Below are 15,417 nucleotides of genomic sequence, written 5' to 3'. Positions count from 1 at the left end.
GTCACAGCCACTCGTCGAGAGTCGCTACGAGGCCGGTCGCCTCGTAGCGGACCGCGAGTTTGCCGTATCACATGGCACCGGCACGGTTCCGCTTGAGGCGATTGATCCCGCACTCGACCGCGTGGGCCGGGCTCGCCCACGTCGGCTCCGACATCCGTCGCCCTCCTCGGTTCGAAAGTCGTCTGAGCGGGCCTGCGCGGCGAACCTCAGACCGGATGAGGGACGACGGCGACCGGGCACGCGGAGTGGTGCAGCAGGGCGTGGGCGACGCTGCCGAGTTGCAGACCGAAGTGCCCGTGCCGGCGCTGAGCGCCGACGACGATCAGGTCGGCGTCGGCAGATGCCTCCAGCAGGACACGGTGGGCGGGGCCCTCAACCGTGCGGCGGCTGACATCGACCTCGGGGTGCTCCCGTACGGCCTCGCGCAGCGCGTCGTCGAGGGCGGCCGAGACTCCGGTCGCATCGCCGACTCCCACCACGACCCGGCCGACGGACCCCCGAAGGACGCGCTCCTCGCCTCGGACGACGACGACCGGACACATGGCGCGAGCTGCCACCGTGAGACTGACCGACCCCAGCAGCAGCCCGGTCACCTCGCCGCGCCCTCGAACGCCCGTGACCAGGGCGAACGCCTCAGACCCCGCCCGAAGCAGCGTGGGCACCGCATCGGCTGCCACTACGTCGGCGGACACCTTCACCTGGGGGTCGCGGAGCCTGGCGCGTTCCGCGCAGGAGGCGACGATGTTCTGCGCCATGACCTCTCCGGCGGGGCGATCGGTGCGGAAGGCGGGCCGGGCTCTTTCGTAACGCTCCCAGAGAAAGGCATGGACGAGCCGCAGCGGCAGGCCGTGGCGAGCCGCTTCGTCCGCTGCCCAGTCGACCGCCAGCAGACTGGATTCCGATCCGTCGACGCCCACGACCAGCGGGTTTTCCATCGGGCCACCGCCTTCCGTCCCGTTGCTGACAGGCCCCCTGTGAATACCGTCGCACCGCCCGCGCGCCGCCGCGACATACGGGCGGGCGTTCGGATCGGGTGGCCGTCGCCGGGTCACGAAGAAGCTGGCGAGGCCCTCGCGAGTGGCCAGCAGCAGGGCGCGTTCCATCGCCTGGTCGGCGCGGAGCCGGCCCTCCAGGCGGTCGTGGGCCGTCTGCTCGAAGTTCGCCGCGTCACGTCCGCCACCTGCCGAGGGCCCGCGAAGTCGCGCATGGGCACCCTGTCCCCGCGCTTGTGCGGCCCGAATGCGTAGTGCGGGACTCCGTCGTAGGCCGTGCTCACCGGCGGGGCGTCGATACGCGTCCACTGGGGTGCCGGCCATCGTGGCGATCTCGATGCGCCGAGCCTTGCCCCTATCGGTCTTGGGATCTTCACCGTGAGGACAGCGTCTCGGGTGCGGGATGCGTCATGGCTGATCCCTCCTCGACGTCTGCCTCGGGGATCGCTGTGTCACCCTCGCTCACGTGGGCCACCCGGCGACCTCCCGGCCGTGTGGGCGCGGTGCGCCCATGCCCTCGATGTCGTGCTCGGCGGTCTGCAGCAGCTGCCCGGCCAGGTCGTTCATGGCCCGGCCCGCGGCCAGTTCATCGCCGATCTCCGGCATGTTCGTGTCCGCCGGATGGCAATGCGCGGCCCCGTGACCGGTGAGTTCTGTGGTGCCGGTGTCCAGGGTCAGATGCGCCTTCGTCGTTCCCGCGTCGTCCTCGAACAGATGAAGACGAACCGTCCATTCCGACGTATGCGGCATCGCTTTCCTCCTCACCTCGGTATGGACCGATGTGATCCTGATGGGGTTCTTTCTGGGGCTTGCTGTGCGGAGGCGGCCGACAGCCGGTTCTCGATGCGTTGCCGGACGCGGGCCGTGAGTACGTTCAGTTGCTCGGAGGTCGTCGCCCGGGGCGCGGTGGGTGCCCGGATCCGGCGGGCGGCCGGGGGCAGCTCTCCCAGGTCCGCGGCGAATCTCACCCGGCACTCGTCGAGCGTGGGCCTCCTGCCGGTGCGCCGCCCGTCCAGCATCACCGTCTCCAGCAGGGGAACGCCGTCGTCGGGGGGCTGCTCGTCGGCGAGGCCGATCACGTCGGCGCAGCCGGGGCGGCGGAACACCTGCTTGCGGCCGGGTGCCGTCACCTTCGCCGATGACAGCTTCATCACCGGGCGGCCGTCGAACTCGACCAGCTTGTACGCCGAGTCCAGGTACGGCGCGTCGGCCGACACACCGACACGGGTGCCCACGGCGTACGTGTCGATCGGTGCTCCGCAGCGGACGAGCTCGGCCACGGCGTACTCGTCGAGACCACCACTGGCGACGATCCGCACGTCCGGCAGACCCGCGTCGTCGAGGATCGACCGGGCCCGCACCGCCAGGTCCCCGAGGTCACCGCTGTCCAGCCGCACGGCGGACCCGGGCCCGCGGCCCAGGTCCCGTAGGACGCCTGCCGCGACCCGGACCCCTTCCTCCGTGTCGTAGGTGTCCACCAGCAGGGTCACCGGGCCGGGGTGGCACCGGGCGAAGGCGCGGAACGCCTCCTTCTCCGAGGGGAACGTCTCCACGAAGGAGTGGGCCATCGTGCCGACGGCGGGGATGCCCTCAGCGGTGGCCGCTGCCACGTTGCTGGTCCCGGCGAAGCCGACCATCGCACCCAGACGAGCGGCTTGGAACCCTGCCTGAGGACCGTGGGTGCGCCGCAGGGAGAAGTCGACGACCGGGTGACCAGCCGCCGCGAGCACGCAGCGTGCGGCCTTCGAGGCGATCGCTGTCTGATGGCTGAGGAGGTTGAGTACGTACGACTCGACCAACTGCGTCTGCGGAAGAGGCCCGGTCACCTCCAGCAGCGGCTCACTCGCCAACACGATCCGCCCCTCCGGTACCGCCCGCACCTGGCCCGTGAACGTCAGACCGAGCAGAGGTTCCAGATCCCGTGGTGGCCGGTGCAGCGCTGAAGCGAAGGCGTCGACGTCCTCGGGGCCGACATGAAAGCCGGCCAGGTGGTCGAGTGCAGACTCGAGTCCCGCCGCCACCAGGAAACCGCGTTCAGAGGGCAGGTCGCGGACGAAGAGGCTGAACGTCGCCGGGCCGGTCCGCCCCTCCCGCAGGTAGGACATGGCCATCGTGACCTCGTACAGATCAGTGGTCGTCGCATCCGACATTGGTGTCACCTCCCGGGCTGTCGTCCGGCCCGCCGTTCGTACCCTCGGGCGTGTGATCGCCACGCCTGGACGGCATACGGATGCGTACGGGGAACCGTGTGCGCTCATGAGCCGGCCTCCAGCGACTCGCCGGCCGTCCCCCACCACCTGCTCCCACCGTCGATCGGCAGCGGGCCGGGGCACCGTCGGCGGCCCAGTCCACCGCCTCCAGGCTCGCCCGCGACCCGTCGATACCGGCCACCAGGGGAAGCGTCACCGCCTCTGTCTCCTCTCGCGCCTGATTCCACGCTTCCGGCTTCCTCCGCCGGTCCACATGCGCTGTGGAGGGGGCGGGGGTGATCCTCGAATGAGAGAACGCACCGCGCTCGGTATGCCGGCGACGTCCGGACCGTCCGCTCGATCGGACTCGTTCGCTGACAATCGCCGTCATTTCCAGCTTCGTACGAGACGGAGGCCGCCGCCATGCAGCCAGCCATCACCGTGGGCCTCGATGGCTCACCCGAGAGCCTTACCGCCGCCCGTTGGGCGGCCGACGAGGCGGAGAAGCGCAAGCTCACTCTGCGCCTGCTGCACGCCTGGCCGCTGCTGGCACCGGAACCGGCTCGCGTCCCCTCGGAAGTCGATCAGAACTACTGGGCGAAGCGCCTCGTCCACACCGCGCAGACGGAGTTGCAGGCACGTCACCCGGGCCTGTCCGTCGTCGGGAACCTGGTCGCCGACGACGCTCAGGGCGCCCTGCTCCAAGCGGCGTCGGAGTCCGAGATGATCGTGCTCGGTTCTCGGGGACTCGAGACCGTGCAGAGCTATTTCCTGGGCGACATCAGCATGCCGGTGGTGGCACGGGCCGAGCGGCCGGTCGTACTGGTCCGTGCCGAGAGCCAGGAGGAGGGGGCGCCCGCGGCATCCACGAAAGGCGTGGTCGTGGCCCTGAACCTGCACGGATCCTCCGACGGCCTGCTCGACTTCGCGTTCGCCACCGCCGCGGCCAGAGGGGTTCCCCTGCTGGCCGTCCACGGCCGAAGCGTGCCGTTCCACGCGCGCGTGCCCTGGGGGGTGGACCACGCCGCCACGGAAGGGATGACGCAAGACGCGCAGGAGGAGCTGAGCAAGGCTCTCCGCCCGTGGCGCGCCAAGTATCCGCAGGTGGAGGTGGCCGACACCATTCGTCTGGCGAGCCCCGCCAAGGCCGTCGTACAGGCTGCCGCCGGGGCCGCCCTGCTGGTGGTCGGTCGGCGTGCGCACCGACATGGTGTGGCACCCCACCTGGGTCCGGTCGTCCAGGCCGCCATCCATCACGGCCGCTGCCCCGTCGTCGTCGTCCCTCATGACTGAGCCCGGCCACCACGGGCCACCGCCTCGCCGCGCGGAGGTGTGCGAGACCCACACCGCGATCGTGTTCTTCGCCGGGGACAGCGCCTACAAGGTCAAGAAACCGGTGAACCTGGGATTTCTGGACTACACCAGGCGGGCGGCGCGCCGGCACGCGTGTGAACGCGAAGTCGCGCTCAACCGCCGCTTCGCCCCGGACGTCTATCTCGGTCTGGGCGAATTGACCAGCCCGGACGCGGAAGGCCCCGAGCCCCTCGTGGTGATGCGCCGCATGCCCGCGGACCGGCGTCTCTCCCGCCTGGTACGAGAAGGGGCCGTCTTGGCCGACGTTCTGCGGAACGTCGCCCGGCACCTCGCCGGATGGCACGCGGAAGCGCCCCGCGGCCCGGACGTGGACGAGCAGGGGACGCGGAACGCCCTGTTGTCGCGGTGGGAGGCCAGTTTCGCGCAGATCCACGCGATGGCCGACGACGGCTCCGTGCCCGAGGAGATGACGGAGGCGGAACGACTGGTGCGGCGCTACCTCGCCGGCCGCGAGCGGTTGTTCGCGTCCCGTATCGAGCAAGGGCGGGTGGTCGACGGCCACGGAGACCTCCTCGCCGAGGACATCTTCTGCCTCGACGACGGTCCCCGCGTCCTGGACTGCCTGGAGTTCGACGACCGGCTGCGCTACGTCGACGGCCTGGACGACGCGGCCTTCCTCGCGATGGACCTGGAACGGCTGGGCGTCCCGGAGGCCGCCGCCTACTTCCTCGCGCAGTACAGCGAGTACTCCGGTGATCCCGCTCCCGCGTCGCTGTGGCACCACTACGTCGCCTACCGCGCGTTCGTCCGCGCCAAGGTCTCACTGATCCAGGCTCATCAGGGGGCGCCCGAGGCGGGGGCGGCGTCACGAAGGCTGGTCACGACGACACTGCGCCACCTGCGCACCTCCGCCGTCGGCCTGACCGTCGTCGGCGGGCTGCCGGGCAGCGGGAAGTCCACCCTCTCCGGTGCGCTCGCGGACCGGCTGGGAGTCACTCTGCTCAGCAGCGACCGCGTCCGCAAGGAACTGGCGGGCATTCCCGCGGAGCAGTCCGCGGCGGCCGGCTACGGCGAAGGGCTGTACACACCCGAGTGGACCTCCAGAACCTACGCCACCCTCCTCGGCAGGGCGGCCGCCCTGCTGTCCGCCGGTGAGTCCGTCGTTCTCGACGCCACCTGGTCCGACACGGCACAGCGCGAAGCGGCACAGCACGTGGCCGAACGCACCAGCGCCGACCTGGTCGCCCTGCACTGCCACGTTCCGCACGAGGTGTCAGCGGCCCGCCTGAGCACATGCCCTTCCGGAGCATCCGACGCCGACCTCGACATCGCCGCTGCCATGGCGGCAAGGGAAGCCGCTTGGCCCGAGGCCGTCGCCGTCGACACCAGCGGCCCGTTGGAGTCCGCGGTCGCCCGGGCGCTGGCAGCCGTACGTCCCTGGGGCGCCGGCCAGGCCCCGGTCTTCCGCCGCCCCTACATGGAGCCGGACTGACGGGAGCGACACGACGACGCGGTGGCCCGTGCTGCCGGGGTGACCATGGAGGGATCCGTGGCCGGCAGTCATTGGAAGGCCGCGTGGATCTCCTGCTCGTCGGCGTTGTGCGAGACGAGCAGGATCTCGTCACCGGGGCGGAGCCGGAGCGCCGGATCAGGCACCGTGGGTTGTCCGTCGCGGACGATCGTGGCGACGACCGTCCCCTCGGGCAGCCGGACGTCGCCCAGGACACGCCCGGCCGTCCTGGACCGCGGTGTGATCGCCGTTTCGATGACGTCGACGCCCGCCTTGCTCAGCCGCAGCAGGGCGACCGTATCGGTGGCCCCGGTCGCCTCCTCGATGAGGGAGACCAGCGGGGTGGTGGCAGGGACGGCGACGTCCACTCCCCAGTGTCCGTCGAACAGCCAGGCGTTGTCGGCGTTGTTGACGCGGGCGGCGACGCGGTCCACGGCGAACCGGCCTTTGGCGAGCAGGCTGATGACGAGGTTGTCCTCGTCGTTCCCGGTGGTGGCGATGACGAGGTCGGCTGTCAGGGCGCCCGCGAGTTCCAGAAGCGCCGGCTCGCAGGCGTCTCCGGCGACCATCCGCACTGGGACGCGCCCCTGAAGTGCGGCGACGCGGTCGTCGTCGGAGTCGATCAGCGTCACCTCGTTGTGGGCGGCGGCGAGTACCCGGGCGATCTGGGTCCCGAGCCGTCCCGCGCCGGCGATGATCACGTTCACGTCCCCAGCTCCTTGTCGAGGAAGCCGCGCAGCCTGCCGAGCGCCGTCGCGGCGACGGCGAAGGTGACCAGGTCGCCCGCCCGCGCGGGCGTGCTGTGCGCGGGGATCAGGGAGCGGCCCGCGCGGGTGACCTCGACGACACGGATCTCGCCGTCGACCTCGAACTCGGCCAGCGCCCGCCCGGTCAGATAGGCCGGTACTTCGGAGCGGTAGAGCAGGGTCTCGCCGTTGCCGAAGACGATGTCGGGGGAGAGGTGGCGGTGCAGCAGCATCTGGTGGATCTGGTGGACCGTCCAGCGGACGCTGGTGATGGTGGGGATGCCGAGCTCGCGGTAGATGTCGGCGCGTCGGGGGTCGTAGACGCGGGCGAGGACGTTCGGGACGCCGCTGTGCACGGCGGTTCTTCGGCCGCGACGGGCGGGATCCCCCCGGCCGCCGGCGCGGACTCAGGGCCCCTTCCACCCAGGTCGCGGGGCCGCGTCGCCCGACTTCAATGAGGGATCGTCGGGCCGGCCGGAGCGGTGGACTCACCGGTGAGGCGGGGCTCGACGTCCACGACGCCCTCCACTGCACGCACGAGGCGCACGGCGACCGATATGAGCGAGGTGTCGCGGATGTGTCCGCGGAGGGTGACGACCCCCTCCCGCACATTCACGTGGATGGCGTGGCTGAAGGCCGGGAAGAGGCAGGACACCACCGTGCGGCGGACCTCCTCCTCGATGTCCTCGTCCGATCGCAGAAACACCTTCAGCAGATCGGCACGGCTGACGATGCCCTGGAGCATGCCGATGTCGTCGACCACAGGCAGACGCTTGACATGGCGGACGGCCATGATCCTTGCCGCTTGGGCCAGGGTGACGCCGGGGAGGACCGTGATGGCGGGGGTGCTCATGAGTTCCTCCGCCATGGCTGCTCCGGCCTTGGCGACGTCGGACAGTCGCCGGCGTTGCTCGAAGAGGCTCGGGTCGCTGTCACGGAACTCTTCCTTGGGCAGCAGGTCGGCTTCGGAGACGACCGATGACGCGGCCTTCGCCCTCAAGGACGGGCATAGCGCTGACTTTCCACTGCTCCATGGTCCGGACGATCTCTTTGAAGGGCGCGTCGCGGCCGACAGCCACGACCCTCCGAGTCATCACATCCCTCACGGTGTGCGGGGTCTGCGGCACTTCGAATCACCTCGTCTCGCGTTGTCATGGGACCTCGCCCGCGCCGTGGGGCGCGTACAGGTCGAGCAGCCGCACCCGGGCGGATCTCAGCCGGCGCGCGAGCACGCCGGAGACATAAGTAGAGAGTTCGTGATCCAGCCTCGGGTGCTTCGCACACAGCTCACGAACCGCCGCCGCGTCGAACTCGTAGGCACGCACCGGGCTGGTGGCCTCGGCCCCCAGATGCCTGGCGCCGAAAACGCCGGTCCTCGCAACCACGATGGCTGTCCCTTCTCCGCGACCTCAAGTGGAGCCGCTCTCCTGTCCGGTACGGACGTCTCAGCACGCGGCCGATGCGAAGCCGTGGCGGGGGCGGGACCCAGCGGCGACTTGTTCCCGGCCGCATTACTCCACCATGGCCGCAAACCCGCATGGCGCAACCTGGGCCAAGGCACTCCGGGAGTCGAAGCGCCGGTGTTCGGACGGTCGGGCGCCGTCCGAAGCCGGGTACCCAGCCCGTGCACGGTCGGAGATGTGGCCACTGGCGCGGCGGTTACGCCCGCTCTCCCGGAGTGGCCCTCTCCGAGCCGCCCTGGTCCAGGCGGAACGGTGGGTACGCGTCCGTCATCAGGGCGGCGTAGGCGGTGACGCGCAGGACCCACCGGTTGAGGCCGATGATCAGGTCGAACAGGTCCTTCGGGTACTTCTCGGTGAAGGCCAGGATCACGGCCGCGATGACCGTCAGCAGGGCGATCAGGCCACCGGACCACCAGCCCAGGTGGGCGCCGCCGAGGAGGAAGCCGATGACCATGTAGTGCGGGATGGCCAGAAGCCACCACTTCACCAGCACCAGGCCGCGGGAGAGCCTCTCCGGATAGGCGATGTCCAGCCGTGCCGGGTAGTCCGGTTCCTCGCCCAGGCTGAACGGGGGATACCGGTCGGTGCCCAGAGCGTCGTACGAGTAGTACGAGACCCGCCAACTCCACCGCAGTACTCCCAGGTTGAAGTCGAACAGGGCGCGGGGGTAGCGCTCGGTGAACAGGATGGCGAAGAACGCGATCACGGTCACCACGCTGAAAGCGATCCAGAGGAAGAACAGCACCACGTAGTGCGGAACGGCGAGCAGCCACTTCACGAGCCACAGCCATCGGGACAGTGGCGAGTCGATGTGGGTGCGTCACGCGGCGAGCAAGGTGCCGGAGGTGACCGTCTACTTCTGGATCATCAAGGTGCTGACGACCGGTATGGGCGAGACAGCCTCGGACTGGTTGGCCCACCTGCTTGGCCCGATTCCCGCTGTCGGCCTCGGCGGCATCGCCCTGGTGGCCGCTCTAGCGGTGCAGTTCACCGTCCGTCGGTACGTGGCCTGGGTCTACTGGACGGCGATCGTCATGGTCAGCGTGTTCGGCACGATGGCCGCCGACGTCCTGCACGTCGGCCTCGGGGTGCCGTATACGCTCTCGACCCCGTTCTTCATGGCCGCGCTGGCCGCCGTCTTCGCCCTCTGGTACCGCAGCGAGGGCACCCTGTCCATCCACAGCATCCACACCCGGCGCCGCGAGACCTTCTACTGGGCCGCCGTGCTGGCCACGTTCGCGCTGGGCACCGCCGCCGGCGACCTCACGGCCACGATCGGGCTCGGCTATCTGGGCTCCGCCGTCCTGTACGCCGCCGCGATCGCCGTGCCGGCCGTCGCTCACCGGTGGGGGAGCCTGAACGCGGTGGCCGCGTTCTGGGCCGCGTACGTCATCACGCGCCCGCTCGGCGCCTCGGTCGCCGACTGGATGGCCGTCGGCCACGGCAGGGGCGGACTCGACCTGGGCCTGGGGCCGGTCACGCTGTCCTGGACGGTGGCCATCCTCGGCTTCGTCGGCTATCTGGCCGTCTCCCGTAAGGACGTCCGGCGCGACAACGCACAGTGATAGGCCGATAAGCGCCGCGCGGCTCCGCAGTCACCCGGCAGGCAGGCTGACCACGAAACGTGCCCCGGGGGTGTGTCCGGGGTCGTACGTCACCTCGCCGCCGACGGAGCGGGCCAGGCGTCGCGCCAGCGGCAGCCCGAGGCCCGCTCCGCCGTGTCCGTCGCCGGGATCGGCGCGCTGACCGGGTTCGAAGAGCTGTCCGGTGAACGGGGGCGGTACGCCGGGCCCGTCGTCGATGACTTCGATGCGTACGCCGTCGGGTGCGCGGTACGCGCGGACGGCGACCTTGGCGTGGGCGTAGCGGCAGGCGTTGGTCAAAAGCGGGCTGATGATGCGTTCGAAAAGGGCGGGTGGGACTCCGGCCTCTACACGTGGGCCGTCGGCGGTGACCGTCAAGTGGCTGGGCACGTACGGCAGTTCGGTGAACCGTCGTAGCGTGGGCAACACCTCGGCGGTGCCCGGCGCTGTGAGTGTTCCTCCGCGGGCGTCGTCCAGGAGGGTGTCGCAGATGGTGCGCATGGACTGGGCGGCATCCGCGATGACCTGGTGGGTGGCGTGGGTCTGGTCGGCGGTGCGGGGGCGTGCCTGCCACCAGTCGAGTTCGGCGATGATCCGGCTCAGGGGTGTACGCAGCTCGTGCGAGAGTTCCCCAGTGAGCCGGCGCTCGTGGCGCAGGAGGGTGCGGATGCGGTCCAGTATGACGTCCAGCGACGTGCCGAGGCGGGCGAGTTCGACGGGGTGCCGCATATGGCCGAAGCGTTCTTCGGAGGCCACGGCGCTCCACTGGGTGGCCTGGTCGGTCATCGTGCGCACGGGGCGCAGTGCGCGGCCTACCGCCAGCCGGGTCAGGGCGTAGGTGCAGGCGAGCATCACGGCGTCCAGCGCGAGCGAGCCCATGAGCAGGGTGTCGGCCGAACTCCGGTAGGGGGAGAGGTCGAGCGCCGTGACCACCGTGGCCTCTCTCTTCCCTCCGGACACCGGCTGCGAGCACAGCCGGAGAGGGCCGTCCACGTCGGCGGTGACGCACCGCCGCCCGCCGCGCCCGGCGAGGGCGTCGGCGACGCGGGTGAGGCGGCCGGCGTTCGGCGGCTCTTCCAGCAGGCGTCCGCCGGCGTAGATCCACACGTTGGTGTCGAGGAGGGCGTCGTTGGACGTCTCCAGGACGCGTACGGTCGTGCCGGTGGTGTCGATGGTCGTCGCGACGGCGGCGGCGCGGGTGCGAAGTTCGTCGTCCGCCTGGTGCTGGAGGCGGTGTTGGGCGACGGCGTTGAAGGCGACGGTGAGGACCAGCACCAGCAGCGTGGCCGTGGTGAGGGCGACGAGGGAGAGCCGGCCGCGCAGCGTGCGGGGGGCCAGACGGTGGAGGAAGGCGGTCACGGCGGGCCGCGGCCGGTGGCGGGTGCCGCTCATGACAGGCGGTGGCCGATCCCGCGGGCCGTGCCGATGGTCCGGTCGCTGCCTGCTGCGCGCAGCTTGCGTCGCAGGCGGGTCAGATACTGGTCGAGGGTGTTGTCGTGTACTTGGGCGCCCTCGGGCCAGGCTGCCCGGACCAGCTCGCGGCGGCGCACGATGCCGCCGGAAGCCGCCATGAGTGCCGCCAGGAGACGAAACTCGGTCGGTGTCAGGTCGACTCGGGTGCCTCGGACGCTGACCATGTGCCGGACGGCGTCCAGTGCCAGGTCTCCCGCTGTGGCGGCAGGCGGTGGTGCGGCCCGTTTGAGGGCTGCCCGCAGGCGGGCCGCGAGTTCGGTGAGGTGGAACGGTTTGGGCAGGTAGTCGTCGCCTCCGGCCGAGAACCCGGACAGCCGGTCGCTCAGCCGGTGGTGGGCGGTCAGGAAGATGACGGGGGAGAGGAATCCGTTCGCGCGCATGGCCGTGCACACGTCCCGTCCGTCGGCGTCCGGCAGCCCGATGTCGAGCACGGCGGCACAGATGTCGGCGGTGCCAAGTCGCAGGGCGGTGGCGCCGTCCGGTGCGGGCACGGGGTCGAAGTCCTCGTCGCGCAGTCCGCGCATCAGCACGTCACGCAGGGCGTGATCGTCCTCGACGACCAGGATCGTCTGGCGCATGGTCCTCCCTCTGCTCTCGTGCCACGTCCGTCCGTCCCGGTGCCGTGTGCGTTCGGCCCCCTGCTGTGCTGCCCGTCGGTTCTGCCGTCCCGCGCGCCGAGTCCGTGTCCGCCGCGCCGGGGGTCCATCGGTCGGGCAGCCAGCGGGCCAAGGCGCCCAGGCACAGGCCGAGCCACCCGAGGGCGAACAGCCAGCCGCCGACGACGTCGGTGAACCAGTGCACTCCGAGGTAGACACGGGTCAGGCCGACCGACGCGCCCCAGCCGCCGATGACCAGGGTGAGCGGGATCGTGCCGCGCGGGCCGCGCACGCGGACGGCGATGATCAGCAGCCCCGCGGTGAGGGCCGCCGTGGTGGTGTGACCGGACGGGAACGCCCATCCCGAGGCATGCGTCGCCCAGTCCGCCAGGGGTGGTCGCGGCCGGGTGACGAGCGCCATCACCGCGTACCGCAGCGCCTGGCCCGCCCCAAGGCAGCCCAGACAGAGCGCGACGGCGAGCGCGCGCTGCCGTGGGCTGCGCCCCGCGATGAGCGCGGCCAGCACCGCCAGCGCATACGGGACGACACCGGTCCCGGTGTCGGTCAGCCCGCGGGCGAACGCCACCGCCACGTCGGGCCGGTGGCCTATGGACCACGAGAGCAGGTCGGCGTCCGCGAACAGCGGTATGCCGTCGTGGCCGACCACGACCATGGTCAGCACGCCGAAGGCCGTCCACGCTCCGAGTCCGCAGCTGCCGGCCAGTTCGGCGACCTCGCCGCGCTTCACGACACCACCAGCAGCGGTCGCAGACGGGTGGCCGCGAGCCGCAGGGCTGCGGCCTCCGCACGCCTGCGCAGTGCCGACATGGAGAGCAGGGCGGCCACGGCGCCCACCACGACGCCTGCCAGCACGTCGTGGGGGTAGTGCGCGCCCACCCAGACACGCGAGACGGCCATCGCGCAGGCGGCCACCACGGCGAGGGCGCCGAGGCGGCGGGAGACGAACAGCAGGGCGACGGCCGCCGCGGCGGCGATGGCCGCGTGGTTGCTGGGGAAGGACCAGTCTCCGGGCGCCGGACACGCCTCCAGCGTGGTCACCCGCAGGCTCTGGCAAGGCCGGTCCTCGCGTACCAACAGCTTCAGCATCGCGTCCACCCCGAAGGCCACGACCACGACGAACGGCACGGCGAGCGCCGTCACCGACGCGGTGGCGCCGAGTCGCCGGGCGCGCCACCAGCCGACCGCCATGAGCACCGCGAACAGGGTGAGCCCGTACGTCGACCAGGCCGACACCGTGTCGTCCAGCCAGACGGGGGAGTGCCGAGCGAGGTTCACCACGGCGGTGTAGGCCGAGCCGTCGACCGACGAGCCGTTGAAGGCGAGAATCATCCGCGTGCCTCCTTCGCCTTCGCGGCCCGGCGCGAGCGGTACACCTCGGAGGCGACCGGAATCAGCGACAGGGCCACGATCACCGCGACGATCGGCAGCAGATAGCGGTCCACGTTCGGCACGGAGGAGCCCAGCGCGTAGCCCGCCAGGGTGAGCCCCAGGCTCCACACCAGCCCGCCGGTCACCTGCCAGACGGTGAACGTCCGCACGGGCACCCGCAGGGCGCCCGCCATCGGGTTCAGGACCGTGCGCACCACCGGAACGAAGCGGGCTAGGACGATCGCCTTCGCGTACCCGTAGCGCGCCAGCAGCTCCTCCGCGCGTTTCGCCCCCTCGTGCAGGCGGGGCGAGTGACTGCGGGCGAGCACGGTGCCGCCCGCTCTTCGGCCCAGGAGGTATCCGCACTGTGCGCCGGCCAGCGCTCCCACCGCCGCGGCGATCAGGAGCGGGGCGAGGGACAGTTTCAGACCGCGGTCGTCGGCGCCCGTGCACAGCAGACCGGCTGTGAACAGCAGGGAATCGCCCGGCAGGAAGAAGCCGATCAACAGCCCGGTCTCGGCGAACAGCACCACGCCCACGCCCAGCACGCCGAAGGCGGCCAGCAGCGACCGGGCGTCCAGCACATTGACGGCGAGCTGCGACGATAGGTGCATGGCTGTGGTCATCGTCGGGAGCCCCTTCATCGTTCTTCCGGACTGTCGGATGCGGCGGAACGGCGGCATCCGACGACTGACTACAACCTTGTAGACGGCCTACTGAACTGTAGACGATGGCGGAGTGAGGAACGTTCCCATGAAGGACGCGAGGGACGAGAGGCGGTCGGCCGGCGAGCTCGAAGCCGCCGTTATGGCCGCGCTGTGGGCCGCCGGGGCCCCGCTCACGCCCGGGCGGGTGCAGGCCGAGCTCGGCTCCGGCCTGGCCCGGACCACGGTGGCGACGATACTGACCCGCCTGCACGAGAAGGGCATCGTCGACAGGGAGCGGCAGGGCCGCGGCTACGCCTACTTCCCCGTCCAGGACGCGCCCGGCCTGACCGCCCGGCGCATGCACACCGAACTCGACCGGGACACCGACCGGGAGACCGTCCTGGCCCGCTTCGTCGCCCAACTCAGCCCCGGCGACGAGCAGCACCTGCGCCGGCTCCTGGAGGGTGACGAGCGATGACCGCCCTGCTGCTCCTCCCGCTGATCCTGCCTTTCCTCGCGCCGACGCTGGCCCGCCGGACCCTCGACCGCCTGGCCCCCGCCACCGCACTGTGGGTCCTCACCGCCTCGACCCTGGCACTGGCGGGAGCCTGCGTCGCCGCCCTCGGAGCCCTCGTCCTGACCGGACTGCTCAAACTCCCCGCCTTCGCCGCCCTCGGCGAACTCATCCACCCCCTGCGGACCGCCTCGGACTACTTCGTCCTCCCCGCCGCCATGGCGGCCACCGGGGTGCTCACCCTCAGCGTCTGGACCCTCGCACGCTCGGTCTTCCGGCAGACCCGCGCCTTCCGCACCGCCCGCACACAGGCCGACCGCCGCCCCGCCGCAGGCGACCTGTGCGTGATCGAATCGCCCGATCCGGACGCGTACGCCCTGCCCGGCCGGCCCCACCGAATCGTCGTCACCACCGCCATGCTGCGCAGTCTGGGACCTGCCGAGCGTGAGGCCCTCTTCGCCCATGAGCGCGCCCACAACCGGGCCGGGCACCACTACTTCCTGGCCGCCTCCGAACTCGCCGCCCACTGCCACCCCGCCCTGCGCACCACCCGCGACACCATCCGGCTCGCCGCCGAGCGAGCCGCCGACGAGGCCGCCGCCGAGGTCACCGGCGACCGACGCCTGATCGCCACGGCCATCGCCCGCGCCGCCCTCGCCGGAAACGCCTCCACCTCCACCCGCCCGGACTTCGCGCCCGCGGCGACGACCGGACCGGTGCCGCAACGCGTCGCGGCGCTTCTCGCACCCACCCGGACGCGCCCGCGCACCACCCGTCGTACCGCGTTCCTCCTCGTGGCCTGCACGGTCCTGTCCGTCGCCGCAGGAGCGGCAGGCGTCGCGGACTTCCACCACGAGGTTGAGGTCGCCCAGGGCGAGGAGGCTCCTTGACCGGTTCAGGGCTGGCGGCCCGCCGCCGGAAGGCCAGCCGGCCGCCGCATGATCACCCACAGGGGAGGACCGGCTCCAGCAGCCGGAGCAGGCCGCCGGTGCGTCGGCGGC

General features: G+C 71.3%; 16 protein-coding genes and 2 pseudogenes. 5 read left to right on the top strand and 13 right to left on the bottom strand.

The window, feature by feature from the left end; all coding sequences use genetic code 11:
- Positions 1-206: 206 nt before the first annotated feature.
- The 3 genes from ACFY93_RS05015 to ACFY93_RS05005 form a co-directional block, all read right to left on the bottom strand.
- A complete protein-coding gene (locus tag ACFY93_RS05015; RefSeq protein WP_391353675.1) occupies positions 207-935 on the bottom strand; it encodes a universal stress protein in 729 nt (242 codons plus the stop codon).
- 519 nt (positions 936-1,454) lie between these two features.
- The gene (locus ACFY93_RS05010) at positions 1,455-1,742 is read right to left on the bottom strand and encodes a dsRBD fold-containing protein (protein ID WP_391353674.1); all 288 of its coding nucleotides are present in this window, start codon (positions 1,740-1,742) and stop codon (positions 1,455-1,457) included.
- Between the two features lie 11 nt (positions 1,743-1,753).
- Positions 1,754-3,142: a nicotinate phosphoribosyltransferase gene (locus ACFY93_RS05005; RefSeq protein WP_391353672.1), complete on the bottom strand. Its 1,389-nt coding sequence runs from the start codon at positions 3,140-3,142 to the stop codon at positions 1,754-1,756.
- 462 nt (positions 3,143-3,604) lie between these two features.
- Here ACFY93_RS05005 and ACFY93_RS05000 point away from each other — a divergent pair, with 462 nt between their 5' ends.
- Together ACFY93_RS05000 and ACFY93_RS04995 are read left to right on the top strand one after the other, a co-directional pair.
- Positions 3,605-4,474 (top strand): universal stress protein, encoded by an 870-nt coding sequence (locus ACFY93_RS05000; protein WP_391353670.1) that lies wholly within the window; start codon positions 3,605-3,607, stop codon positions 4,472-4,474.
- Positions 4,467-5,987 (top strand): AAA family ATPase, encoded by a 1,521-nt coding sequence (locus tag ACFY93_RS04995; RefSeq protein ID WP_391353668.1) that lies wholly within the window; start codon positions 4,467-4,469, stop codon positions 5,985-5,987. Before ACFY93_RS05000 ends, ACFY93_RS04995 begins: the two co-directional genes overlap by 8 nt.
- A gap of 68 nt (positions 5,988-6,055) precedes the next feature.
- Here ACFY93_RS04995 and ACFY93_RS04990 read toward each other — a convergent pair whose 3' ends face one another.
- The 5 genes and pseudogenes from ACFY93_RS04990 to ACFY93_RS04970 form a co-directional block, all read right to left on the bottom strand.
- Positions 6,056-6,712 carry an NAD-binding protein gene (locus tag ACFY93_RS04990; RefSeq protein ID WP_391353666.1) on the bottom strand — a complete coding sequence of 219 codons (657 nt, stop codon included), beginning with the start codon at positions 6,710-6,712 and terminating at the stop codon, positions 6,056-6,058.
- A pseudogene (locus tag ACFY93_RS04985) lies at positions 6,709-7,095 on the bottom strand (TrkA family potassium uptake protein); the annotation flags it as partial. The gene ACFY93_RS04990 and the pseudogene ACFY93_RS04985, both read right to left, overlap by 4 nt.
- A 107-nt stretch (positions 7,096-7,202) precedes the next feature.
- Positions 7,203-7,878: pseudogene (locus ACFY93_RS04980) on the bottom strand (CBS domain-containing protein).
- Positions 7,879-7,902: 24 nt separating this feature from the next.
- Positions 7,903-8,136 (bottom strand): hypothetical protein, encoded by a 234-nt coding sequence (locus ACFY93_RS04975; protein ID WP_391353664.1) that lies wholly within the window; start codon positions 8,134-8,136, stop codon positions 7,903-7,905.
- Positions 8,137-8,410: 274 nt separating this feature from the next.
- A complete protein-coding gene (locus tag ACFY93_RS04970; RefSeq protein WP_391354129.1) occupies positions 8,411-9,025 on the bottom strand; it encodes a DUF4389 domain-containing protein in 615 nt (204 codons plus the stop codon).
- Here ACFY93_RS04970 and ACFY93_RS04965 point away from each other — a divergent pair.
- On the top strand, positions 9,024-9,779 hold the full coding sequence (locus ACFY93_RS04965) for a hypothetical protein (RefSeq protein ID WP_391353662.1): 756 nt from the start codon (positions 9,024-9,026) through the stop codon (positions 9,777-9,779). The genes ACFY93_RS04970 and ACFY93_RS04965 overlap by 2 nt on opposite strands.
- A 30-nt stretch (positions 9,780-9,809) precedes the next feature.
- Here the strand turns inward: ACFY93_RS04965 and ACFY93_RS04960 are convergent, their stop codons facing one another.
- From ACFY93_RS04960 to ACFY93_RS04940, 5 genes are read right to left on the bottom strand one after another with little or no spacing between them, the layout of a single operon-like run.
- Positions 9,810-11,189, bottom strand: a complete 1,380-nt coding sequence (locus ACFY93_RS04960) for an ATP-binding protein (RefSeq protein ID WP_391353661.1) — start codon at positions 11,187-11,189, stop codon at positions 9,810-9,812.
- On the bottom strand, positions 11,186-11,848 hold the full coding sequence (locus ACFY93_RS04955; RefSeq protein ID WP_391353659.1) for a winged helix-turn-helix domain-containing protein: 663 nt from the start codon (positions 11,846-11,848) through the stop codon (positions 11,186-11,188). Before ACFY93_RS04955 ends, ACFY93_RS04960 begins: the two co-directional genes overlap by 4 nt.
- The gene (locus ACFY93_RS04950; protein ID WP_391353657.1) at positions 11,802-12,614 is read right to left on the bottom strand and encodes a phosphatase PAP2 family protein; all 813 of its coding nucleotides are present in this window, start codon (positions 12,612-12,614) and stop codon (positions 11,802-11,804) included. Before ACFY93_RS04950 ends, ACFY93_RS04955 begins: the two co-directional genes overlap by 47 nt.
- Positions 12,611-13,216, bottom strand: a complete 606-nt coding sequence (locus tag ACFY93_RS04945; RefSeq protein WP_391353655.1) for a phosphatase PAP2 family protein — start codon at positions 13,214-13,216, stop codon at positions 12,611-12,613. Before ACFY93_RS04945 ends, ACFY93_RS04950 begins: the two co-directional genes overlap by 4 nt.
- Entirely contained in the window at positions 13,213-13,881 is a 669-nt protein-coding gene (locus ACFY93_RS04940; protein WP_391353653.1) for a VTT domain-containing protein, read from the bottom strand. Before ACFY93_RS04940 ends, ACFY93_RS04945 begins: the two co-directional genes overlap by 4 nt.
- Positions 13,882-14,008: 127 nt before the next feature.
- Here ACFY93_RS04940 and ACFY93_RS04935 point away from each other — a divergent pair, with 127 nt between their 5' ends.
- On the top strand, positions 14,009-14,380 hold the full coding sequence (locus tag ACFY93_RS04935; RefSeq protein ID WP_334450318.1) for a BlaI/MecI/CopY family transcriptional regulator: 372 nt from the start codon (positions 14,009-14,011) through the stop codon (positions 14,378-14,380).
- Positions 14,377-15,306, top strand: coding sequence for a M48 family metalloprotease (locus ACFY93_RS04930; protein ID WP_334450320.1), 930 nt, complete (start codon positions 14,377-14,379; stop codon positions 15,304-15,306). Before ACFY93_RS04935 ends, ACFY93_RS04930 begins: the two co-directional genes overlap by 4 nt.
- Positions 15,307-15,417: the final 111 nt, after the last annotated feature.

Source organism: Streptomyces sp. NPDC008313, from assembly GCF_042956125.1.
GTDB lineage: Bacteria > Actinomycetota > Actinomycetes > Streptomycetales > Streptomycetaceae > Streptomyces.
The sequence above is the reverse complement of the archived record's forward strand: the minus strand, read 5'-3'. Positions and strand labels throughout refer to the sequence as shown.